1 protein-coding gene is annotated in these 11,620 nt (G+C 70.6%); it reads left to right on the top strand.

What is annotated here, in order from left to right:
- Positions 1 to 11,620: non-ribosomal peptide synthetase (locus D7X30_RS41090; protein ID WP_120568433.1), on the top strand; the 11,620-nt coding region annotated here is incomplete at both ends.

Here is an 11,620-nt window from a genome sequence, read left to right as displayed (position 1 = left end):
GCACCGGCGACGTCGTGCGCTGGCGGGCCGACGGGCAGCTGGACTACCTCCAGCGCCTCGACTTCCAGGTGAAGGTGCGTGGCTTCCGCATCGAGCTGGGTGAAATCGAGGCCTCCCTCCTCGCTCATGCCACCGTGCATGAAGCCGCCGTCCTCGCCCGTGAGGATGTCCCCGGTGACAAGCGGCTCGTCGCCTACGTCGTGCCCGCCCAGGGCCAGCAGTTGGACACCTCGGCGGTGCGCACGTTCCTCAAGGAGCGGCTGCCTGAGTACATGGTGCCCGCCGCCTTCGTCCCCATGGAGGCCCTTCCCCTCAGCCCCAACGGCAAGGTGGACAGGAAGGCACTGCCCGTCCCGGATGCCTCGCCTCTCGCGGACTTCGTCGCTCCTCGCGACGCCACCGAGGAGAAGCTCGCGGACGTCTTCGCCCACGTCCTGCGCGTGGAGCGCGTGGGCATCCACGACGACTTCTTCTCTCTCGGTGGCCACTCACTGCTGGCCACCCAGCTCGTCTCCCGCATCCGCGCGGCCTTCGGTGCGGAGCTGCCGCTTCGTGCCCTCTTCGAGGCCCCCACCGTCGCCGCCTTCGCCGAGCGTCTGCGCACTGCCTCCGCTGGGTCCCGGCTCCCGCCGCTCCCCGTCGCCACCCATGAGGGCCCGCCGCCCCTGTCCTTCGCACAGCAGCGGCTGTGGCTGTTGGATCAGCTCCAGCCGGGCAGCGCCGCGTACAACATCCCCGCGGCCCTTCGCCTGAAGGGACAGGTGGATGTGGAGTCCCTGCGCCGCGCCTTCGAGACGCTGGTCGCCCGGCATGAGACGCTGCGCACCAACTTCTTCCAGCACCAGGGCCAGCCCGCGCAGCGCATCCACTCGCCCGCGACGTGGACACTGCCCCTGCTCGACGTGTCCTCGGTGCCCGAGTCCCAGCGGGAAGAAGAGGCGCGGCGCCTCGCGAACGTGGAGGCCCGTCGTCCCTTCGACCTGGAAGCCGGCCCACTCCTCCGCACGTCCCTGGTGCGCCTGGGCGACGCGGAGCACCTGCTGCTGGTGACGATGCACCACATCGTCTCCGACGGCTGGTCCATGAGCGTCCTCGTCCGTGAGCTCACCGCGCTCTATGCGGCGTTCCACACGGATCACCTGCCCACCCTCGCGCCACTGCCCGTGCAGTACGCGGACTTCGCCGTCTGGCAGCGGTCCTGGCTCCAGGGCGAAACGCTGGAGGCCCAACTCGCCTACTGGAAGGAGAAGCTCTCCGGAGCGCCCGCCGCGCTGGACCTGCCCACGGACCGTCCGCGTCCGCCCGTGCAGTCCCACCGCGGCGCCACGGTGGACATGCGCGTCCCCGCGCAGCTCTCCGAAGCCCTCAAGGCCCTGGCCCAGCGTGAAGGCGCCACGCCCTTCATGCTGCTGCTCGCCGCCTGGCAGTTGCTCCTGTCGCGCTACTCCACACAGGACGACATCAGCGTGGGCACGCCCATCGCGGGCCGCACCCAGGCGGAGACCGAGGGCCTCATCGGCTTCTTCGTCAACACGCTCGTCCTGCGCGCCCACGTCCAGCCGCAGGCAACCTTCCGCCAGCTGCTGGCCCAGGTGCGCGGGACGACGCTCGCGGCCTACGAGCACCAGCACGTGCCGTTCGAGAAGCTGGTGGAGACCCTCCAGCCCGTGCGCGACCTGAGCCGCAGCGCCCTCTTCCAGGCGATGTTCTCCCTGCAGAACACGCCCATGGAAGCGCTCCGCGTGCCGGGCTTGTCCTTCGAGCAACTGCCGCTCGAATCGAACTCCGCGAAGTTCGACCTGACGCTGACGATGCAGGACTCGCCCCAGGGCTTCGTGGGCGTCCTGGAGTACAGCAGCGATCTCTTCGACGCCTCGACCATGCAGCGCATGGTGGGCCACATGGGCGTGCTGCTGGAGGCCATCGCCACGCAGCCGGACTCGACGCTCGCGAGCCTGCCCCTGCTCACCGCTCTGGAGCGGCAGCGGCTTCTCGTGGATTGGAATGGCCCCAGCGCGGAGTTCCCTCGCGACCTCTGCCTCCATGACGCCTTCAGCGCCCAGGCACTTCGCACGCCGGAGTCCCTGGCCGTCATCTGCCGCGAGGAGCAGCTCACCTTCCGTGAGCTGGAAGTCCGCGCCAATCAGCTTGCGCACCGACTGGTGAAACTCGGCGTTGGCCCCGACGTGCGCGTCGTCCTCTGCGTGGAGCGCTCCGTGGAGGCCCTCGTCGGTATTCTTGGCACCCTCAAGGCTGGCGGCGCCTACGTCCCCATCGACCCCAGCTACCCGCGCGACTGGCTTGCCCACGTCCTTACCGACACGGGCGCTCCGGTGGTGCTCACCCAGCAGCGCCTGCGCGACTCGCTGCCCCCGCACTCCGCGCTCACCCTCTGCCTGGACTCCGACTCCGCGGACCTTGCTCTTGAGTCCCAGTGCGCTCCGGTGACGTCTGTCACCCCGGAGCATCTGGCCTACATCATCTACACCTCGGGCAGCACCGGCCGTCCCAAGGGCGTGATGATTCAGCACCGCTCCGTGCTCAATCTTCGTGTCGCCCTCGCCGCTACGGTGCACGCGGACGCACGGCCCGGCGAGCGTGTCAGCGTCAACGCGCCCCTCTCCTTCGACGCCTCCGTCAAGCAGCTCATCCAGGTGCTCGACGGCCACACCCTCTGCATCATTCCCGACGAGGCCCGCGCTGACGTCGGGGAGCTCGTCAACCGCATTGGCCAGGACGCCCTCGACGTCCTCGACTGCTCCCCTGCGCACCTGCGCCTGCTCGTGGATGAAGGGCTGCTGGAGCGCAAGGCCATTCCCCGCCGCGTCCTCGTGGGCGGTGAGGCCGTGGACCCCGCCACCTGGCGTCACCTCGCCCAGGCCCCGCGCCCGCGCGTCTTCAACGTCTACGGCCCCACCGAGTGCACCGTCGACGCCACCGCCTGCGCCTTCGATGCGTCTCCCACGCCCACCATCGGCAGGCCCCTGCCCAACGTCCGCGTCTACGTGCTGGACGGCACGCTTCGCCCCGTGCCCGTCGGCGTCGCCGGTGAGCTCTTCATCGGTGGTGAGGGCGTCGCGCGCGGTTACCTCAATCGCCCCGAGCTGACAGCGGACCGCTTCATCCCGGATGCCTTCTCCTCCACGCCCGGTGCCCGCATCTACCGCACAGGCGACGTGGTGCGCTGGCGCGCGGACGGGATGCTCGACTACCTGGGCCGCGCCGACTTCCAGGTGAAGGTCCGCGGCTTCCGCATCGAGCTGGGCGAAATCGAAGCCGCCCTCCTCAAGCATCCCCAGGTGCACGCCGCCGTGGTGCTGGCGCGCGAGGACATCCCCGGCGACAAACGGCTCGTCGCCTACGTGGTGCCTCCCGAAGGCACGGAGTCCGCGCCCACGCCCGAAGGCCTCAAGGACTGGCTCAAGCAGCTCCTGCCGGAGCACATGCGCCCCTCCGCGCTCCTCGTGCTGGAAGCGCTGCCGCTCAACACCAACGGCAAGGTGGACCGCAAGGCCCTGCCCGCCCCCCAGGGCACGTCGCTCACGTCCACTTTCGTCGCGCCGCGCACCCCGGCCGAGGAGCAGCTCGCGGCCCTCTTCACGCAGGTGCTGCGCGTGGAGCGCGTGGGCGTCCACGACGACTTCTTCTCGCTCGGTGGCCACTCCCTTCTGGCCACCCAGCTCGTCTCCCGCGTGCGCGCCACGTTCCGCGTGGAGCTGCCGCTGCGGGCCCTCTTCGAAGCGCCCACCGTGGCCACGCTCGCCGAGCGGCTCCAATCCCAGACGCCGAGCCTCCGCCTCCCGCCGCTCACCCGGACCCAGGCGGACGGGCCTCAGCCCCTATCCTTCGCGCAGCAGCGGCTCTGGTTCCTGGATCAGCTCACGCCGGGCGATGCGTCCTACAACATCCCCACGGCGCTCCGGCTGACGGGCCAGGTGGACGTGGAGTCGCTGCGCCGCGCCTTTGAAGCGCTGGTGGCTCGTCACGACGCCCTGCGCACCACCTTCCGCGAAAGCGAGGGGCAGGCCACCCAGCACATCCACACGCCCGGCACATGGGCGTTGCCGCTCATCGATCTCTCCACGCTGCCCGAAGCGCGGCGCGAAGACGAAGCGCAGCGGAGGGTCGAAGCGGATGCACGGCAGCCGTTCGACCTGCGGAACGGTCCGCTGCTGCGCACCGCGCTCGTACGGCTGGCGGCGGAAGAGCACCTGTTGCTCGTGACGATGCACCACATCGTCTCCGACGGCTGGTCCATGGGCGTGCTCGTCCGCGAGCTGGTGGCCTTCTACGAGGCCTTCAGCACCGGTCAGGCGCCCGCCCTCGCTCCGCTGCCGGTGCAATACACGGACTTCGCGGCGTGGCAGCGCGACTGGCTCCAGGGCGAGACACTGGACGCGCAGCTGGGCTACTGGAAGCAGCAGCTCGGAGGGGCTCCGGCCACCCTGGAGCTGCCCACGGATCATCCCCGCCCGGCCATCCAGTCCAACGCGGGTGCGACCCACGCAGTGAGGATTCCCCAGGCGACGTCCGAAGCGCTCAAGGCCCTCGCCCAGCGCGAGGGCGCCACGCCCTTCATGGTGCTGCTCGCGGCGTGGCAGGTGCTCCTGTCGCGCTACGCAGGCCAGGACGACCTCACCGTGGGCTCGCCCATCGCGGGCCGCACCCAGGCGGAAGCCGAAGGGCTCATCGGCTTCTTCGTCAACACGCTCGTCCTGCGTACACGCGTGACGCCGGAGGACTCCTTCCGCCAGTTGCTCTCCCAGGTGCGCAGCACGACGCTCGCGGCGTACGAGCATCAGCACGTGCCCTTCGAGAAGCTGGTGGAGGTCCTCCAGCCCGTGCGGGACGCGAGCCGCAGCCCGCTGTTCCAGGTGATGTTCGTCCTCCAGAACGCCCCAGGGGAAGCGCTGCGCGTCCCGGGCCTCACCTTCAAGCAGGTCATCACCGAGGGCCACTCCGCCAAGTTCGATCTCACCCTGACGTTGCAGGACTCCCCACAGGGGTTCACCGGCTGGATGGAGTACAGCACCGCCCTCTTCGAGCGGAGCACCATCGAGCGGATGGGCAGCCATCTGCGCACGCTGCTGGAGGCCGTGGCCGCGAAGCCCGAGCAGCCCGTGGCCGGGCTGTCCCTCCTCTCCGGCGAGGAGCGTCACCGCGTCCTCGTGGAGTGGAATGACACGGCCACCGTCAGCCCGACGGACGTGCCGGTCCACGTCCACTTCGCCCGGCAGGCACAGCGCACACCTGCCGCGGTGGCCCTGGTGCTGGGAGATGACTCGCTGACGTATGCGCAGCTGGACACGCGCGCGAACCAGCTGGCCCACCACCTGCGTGCCCTGGGCATCGCCCCTGGTGCGCGAGTGGGCCTCGCCGTCGAGCGGTCCTTCGAGCTGGTGACCGCGCTCCTCGCCATCCTCAAGGTGGGCGCGGCCTTCGTCCCCGTGGACCGCAATGCGCCCGTGGAGCGTATCGCCGCCCTGCTGGAGGACGCGGACGTCAGCGTGACGCTCGCGCACCAGCCCTTCGCCTCCCTGCTGCCTCCTTCCGGTACCCGCGTCTGGCTGGATGCCCAATCCGCGCAGATTGCCTCGCGGCCCACGCATGCGCCCGACGTCCGCGTGGACGGTGAAGCCCTGGCCTACGTGATGTTCACCTCCGGCAGCACCGGCCGTCCCAAGGGCGTCAGCGTGCCGCACCGGGGAATCACCCGGCTGGTGCTCGGCGGCACCTTCATGCGCTTCGGGCCGGATGAAGTCTGGCTCCAGGCCGCCCCTGTTGCCTTCGATGCGTCCACGCTCGAAATCTGGGGCGCGCTCCTGCACGGCGCGAAGCTCGTCCTTGCTCCTTCGCACTCCCTCTCGCTGGAGGAGCTGGCCGCGCAACTGCGTCACCACCGCGTGACGTCACTGTGGCTCACCGCAGCCCTCTTCGAGCAGATGGCCCTGAACCAGGGCGAAGCGCTCGCGGGCGTGCGCCAGGTCCTCGCGGGTGGCGACGTGCTGCCCGCCTCCCGCGTTCGCGAGCACCTGGCCCGCCTGCCGGAAGGCGCCACCTTCCACAACGGCTACGGCCCCACGGAGAACACGACCTTCTCCACCACCTTCGCCATGCACCGCGATTCGGTGGTGGGCGGCTCGGTGTCCATCGGCCGGCCGCTCTCCAACTCCACGGTCTACGTGCTCGACGCGAGCCTGCGCCCGATGCCCGTGGGTGTCGCGGGTGAGGTGTACGTGGGCGGCCAGGGCCTGGCCTGGGGCTACCTCCACCGTCCGGACCTGACCGCGGAGCGCTTCGTCCCCCACCCCTTCGCCTCCACACCGGGCGAGCGCCTCTACCGCACGGGCGACAAGGCCCGCTGGAAGCCGGACGGCACGCTCGACTTCCTGGGCCGCGTCGACCTCCAGGTGAAGGTGCGTGGCTTCCGCATCGAGCTGGGTGAAATCGAAGCCGCGCTGCGCTCCGCCACCGGCGTCCATGAAGCGGTCGTCGTGGCCCGGGGCACGGACGCGGACAAGCGGCTGGTCGGCTACGTCACTGCTCGTGAAGGCCACGCGTTGGATGTGGACTCCCTCAAGGCAGGCCTCAAGCAGCGGCTGCCCGAGTACATGGTCCCCTCCGCGCTCGTCGTGCTGGACGCGTTGCCGCTCAACACCAACGGCAAGGTGGACCGCAAGGCCCTGCCGGAGCCGGAGGAGACCGCGCGCGCCGTCGCCTACGTCGCACCGCGCACCGCCACCGAGAAGCAGCTGGCGGCCCTCTTCACCGAGGTCCTCCGGGTGGAGCGGGTGGGCCTCCACGATGACTTCTTCGCGTTGGGAGGCCACTCGCTGCTGGCCACCCAGCTCGTCTCCCGCGTGCGGGCCACGCTCGGGCTGGAGCTGCCCCTGCGGGCCCTCTTCGATGCGCCGACCGTGGCCGCCCTCGCGCTGAAGCTCGCGGACGCGCGGCCCGCGGCGGCCCGGGGGGCTCCTCCGCTGCGCCCCGCCTCACGCACGGGAGCCATTCCGCTCTCCTTCGCGCAGCAGCGCCTCTGGTTCCTGGATCAGCTCACGCCGGGGGATGCGTCGTACAACATTCCCTCGGCGCTCCGGCTGAAGGGCCCGGTGGACGTGGCGTCGTTGCGCCGCGCTTTCGAGTCCCTGGTCGCGCGTCACGAATCCCTGCGCACCACCTTCCATGAGCATGAAGGGCAGGCCACGCAGCACATCCACCTGCCGGACGCGTGGACGCTGCCGCTCGTGGACCTGTCCGCGCTGCCGGACGCGCAGCGCGAAGCCGAGGCCCAGCGCCGAATCACGAAGGAAGCGAACCAGCCCTTCCACCTGGAGCGCGGGCCGCTGCTGCGCACGACGCTGGTGCGGCTGGCGGAGGAGGACCACTTCCTGCTCGTGACGATGCACCACATCGTCTCCGACGGCTGGTCCATGGGCGTGCTCGTCCGCGAGCTGATCACCCTCTACGAGGCCTTCACCTCCGGCCAGACGCCCACGCTGGCCCCGCTGCCGGTGCAGTACGCGGACTTCGCGGAACGGCAGCGCCAGTGGCTCCAGGGCGAAACGCTGGACGCGCAACTGGGCTACTGGAAGCAGCAGCTGACGGGCGCGGCTTTCGCGCTGGAGCTGCCCACCGACCATCCGCGTCCGGCCATCCAGTCCCACCAGGGCGCGGCCGTCTCCGTCCGGATTCCCCAGGCGACGTCCGACGCCCTCAAGGCGCTGGCCCAGCGTGAGGGCGCCACGCCCTTCATGGTGCTGCTCGCGGCCTTCCAGGTGCTCCTGTCGCGCTACTCCGCGCAGGACGACCTCACCGTGGGCTCGCCCATCGCGGGCCGCACCCAGGCGGAGACCGAGGGCCTCATCGGCTTCTTCGTCAACACGCTCGTCCTGCGCACGCGCGTGGCGCCGGAGGACTCCTTCCGGACGCTGCTCGCCCAGGTGCGGGACACGACGCTCGCGGCCTACGAACACCAGCACCTGCCGTTCGAGAAGCTGGTGGAGGTCCTCCAGCCCGTCCGGGACGCGAGCCGCAGCCCGCTGTTCCAGGTGATGTTCGCCCTCCAGAACGCCCCGGCCGGAGACCTGCGCGTTCGCGGCCTCACCTTCCAGCAGGTCAGCACCGAAGGGCGCTCCGCCAAGTTCGACCTCAACCTGGCGATGCAGGACTCGCCCCAGGGCTTCGTGGGCTCGCTGGAGTACAGCACCGCCCTCTTCAAGCGCGGCACCGTGGAGCGGATGGCCCGCCAGCTGCTCACGCTGCTGGAGTCCGTGGCAGCCAGGCCCGAGCAGTCCGTGGCCGGGCTGTCCCTCCTCTCCAGCGAGGAGCGGCAGCGCATCCTCGTGGAGTGGAACGACACCACCGTCGCCAGTCCCACGGACATCCCCGTCCACGTCCACTTCGCCCGGCAGGCGCAGCGCGCGCCCGAGGCCATCGCCCTCGTCCTGGGGGACGCCTCGCTGACGTATGCGCAGCTGGACGCGCGAGCGAACCAACTGGCCCACCACCTGCGCGACCTCGGCATCGCGCAGGGAGCGCGGGTCGGCATCGCCGTCGAGCGGTCCTTCGAGCTGGTGACGGCGCTGCTCGCCATCCTCAAGGCGGGGGCCACCTACGTTCCCGTGGACCGCAATGCTCCCGTGGAGCGCATCGCGTCCCTGCTGGAGGACGCGGACGTCCACTTCGTCGTCACCCACCAGCCCTTCGCGTCACTGCTGCCCGACACCGGCACCCGCGTCTGGCTGGATGCACAGCGCGACGTCATCACCACGCGGCCCACCCACGCCCCCGACGTCCGCGTGGACGGCGAGGCCATGGCCTACGTGATGTTCACCTCCGGGAGCACCGGCCGCCCCAAGGGCGTCTGCATTCCGCACCGGGGCATCACGCGCATGGTGGTCGGCAGCACGTTCATGCGCCTCGGCGCGGACGAGGTCTGGCTCCAGGTCGCCCCCATCGCCTTCGACGCGTCCACGCTCGAAATCTGGGGCGCGCTGCTGAATGGCTCGAAGCTCGTCCTGTCGCCGCCGCACTCCCTTTCGCTGGAGGAGCTGGCCGCGCAGCTGCGCCACCACGGCGTGACGACGCTGTTCCTGACGACCGCGCTCTTCGAGCAGATGGCCCTGCACCAGGGTGAAGCGCTCGCGGGCGTGCGCCAGGTCCTCTCCGGTGGCGACGTGCTGCCCGCGGACCGCGTGCGAGAGCACCTGGCGCGCATCCCCGAAGGCGCCAGCTTCCACAACGCCTACGGCCCCACGGAGAGCACCACCCTCGCCACCACCTTCGCCATGGGGCATGGCTCGCGCGTGGAAGGCGCCATCCCCATCGGCCGGCCGCCCTCCAACTCCACCGTCTTCGTGCTCGACGCGCACCTGCACCCGGTGCCCGTGGGTATTGCCGGCGAGGTGTACGTTGGCGGCCAGGGCCTGGCCTGGGGCTATCTGCACCGCCCGGACCTGACCGCGGAGCGCTTCATTCCCCACCCCTTCGCCTCCACACCGGGCGAGCGCCTCTACCGCACGGGTGACCAGGCCCGCTGGCGGGAGGACGGCACGCTCGACTTCCTGGGCCGTGTCGACCTCCAGGTGAAGGTGCGTGGCTTCCGCATCGAGCTGGGCGAAATCGAAACCGCGCTGCGCGCCTTCACTGGCGTCAACGAAGCGGTCGTCGTGGCCCGGGGCACCGGCGCGGACAAGCGACTCATCGGCTACGTCACCGCGCGCGCGGGCCATTCGCCAGCGCCGGACACGCTCCGGGCAGGACTCAAGCAGCGGCTGCCGGAGTACATGGTGCCGTCTGCCTTCGTGGTGCTGGACGCGCTGCCCCTCAACGCCAACGGCAAGGTGGACCGGAAGGCCCTGCCGGAGCCGGGGAGCACGCCTCGGAGCACCGTCTTCGTCGCGCCGCGCACCGCCACCGAGGAGCAGCTGGCCACCCTCTTCGCCGAGGTCCTCCGGGTGGAGCGCATCGGCGTGCGGGACGACTTCTTCGCCATGGGAGGCCACTCGCTGTTGGCCACCCAGCTCGTCTCGCGCGTGCGCTCCACCTTCCGTGTGGAGCTGCCGCTGCGGGCCCTCTTCGAGGCGCCCACGGTCGAAGGACTCGCGCCGAAGATCGAGGAGGCCCAGACCACCGGGCTGCGCGCACCGCCCCTGCGGCCCATGCCGCGCGAAGGCGCCCTTCCTCTGTCCTTCGCCCAGCAGCGCCTCTGGTTGCTGGATCAGCTCCAACCGGGAGACATCTCGTACAACATCCCCACCGCCCTGCGGCTGACGGGCCCGGTGGACGTGGAGGCCTTGCGCCGCGCCTTCGAAGCGCTGGTGGAGCGCCACGAATCGCTGCGCACCACGCTCTCCACGTCGCAGGAGGAGCCGTCGCAATGCATCCAGGAGCCCTCCGACTGGGAGCTGCCCCTCATCGACCTGACGTCCCTGCCTGAGTCGCGGCGGGAGGATGAGGCCCAGCGCGTAGCGGCCACGGAGGCCCGGCGTTCCTTCGACCTCTCCACGGGCCCGTTGCTGCGCAGCACGCTGGTGCGGCTGGGACAGGACTCGCACCTGTTGCTGGTGACGATGCACCACATCGTCTCCGACGGCTGGTCCATGGGCGTGCTCGTCCGGGAGGTGGCGGCCTTCTACGAAGCCTTCAGCACCGGCCGCGCTCCCGTCCTCCCGCCGCTGCCCGTGCAGTACGCGGACTTCTCGATGTGGCAGCGAGGCTGGCTCCAGGGCGAGGCCCTGGACGCGCAGCTGGGCTACTGGAAGAAGCAGCTCGGGGGGGCACCTTCCGCGCTGGACCTGCCCACGGACCACCCGCGTCCGCCGGTGCAGTCGCGTCGGGGCGCCACGGTGGACGTGCGCATCCCGCTGGAGGTCTCCCAGTCCCTGAAGGCCCTGGCCCAACGTGAAGGCGCCACGCCCTTCATGTTGCTGCTCGCGGCCTGGCAGCTGCTCCTGTCGCGCTACTCCACGCAGGACGACATCAGCGTGGGCACGCCCATCGCGGGCCGCACCCAGGCGGAGACCGAGGGCCTCATCGGCTTCTTCGTCAACACGCTCGTCCTGCGCGCCCACGTCCAGCCGCAGGCGACCTTCCGTGAGTTCCTCGCGCAGGTGCGCCGCACGACGCTCGCGGCCTACGAGCATCAGCACCTGCCCTTCGAGAAGCTGGTGGAGGTCCTCCAGCCCGCGCGAGACCTGAGCCGCAGCGCGCTCTTCCAGGCGATGTTCTCCCTGCAGAACGCGCCCACCGAAGCGCTGCGCGTGTCCGGGCTGTCCTTCCAGAGCGTCCCGGTGGACACCCGGTCCTCCAAGTTCGACCTGACGCTCACCCTCGGCGAGTCGCCCCAGGGTTTCGTCGGGCTGCTGACGTACGCGACGGACCTCTTCGATGCCTCGACCGTGCAGCGCATGGCGGGCCACATGGGCGTGCTGCTGGAGGCCATCACCACGCAGCCGGACTCGACGCTCGCGAGCCTGCCCCTGCTCACCGCTCCGGAGCGGCAGCGGCTTCTCGTGGACTGGAATGGCCCCAGCGCGGAGTTCCCCCGCGACCTCTGCCTCCATGACGCCTTCAGCGCCCAGGCCCTTCGCACGCCGGAGTCCCTGGCCGTCATCTGCCG

The sequence above is a fragment of the Corallococcus sp. AB011P genome, from assembly GCF_003611605.1.
Lineage (GTDB): Bacteria > Myxococcota > Myxococcia > Myxococcales > Myxococcaceae > Corallococcus > Corallococcus coralloides.
This window is presented reverse-complemented; position numbering and strand designations above follow the sequence as displayed.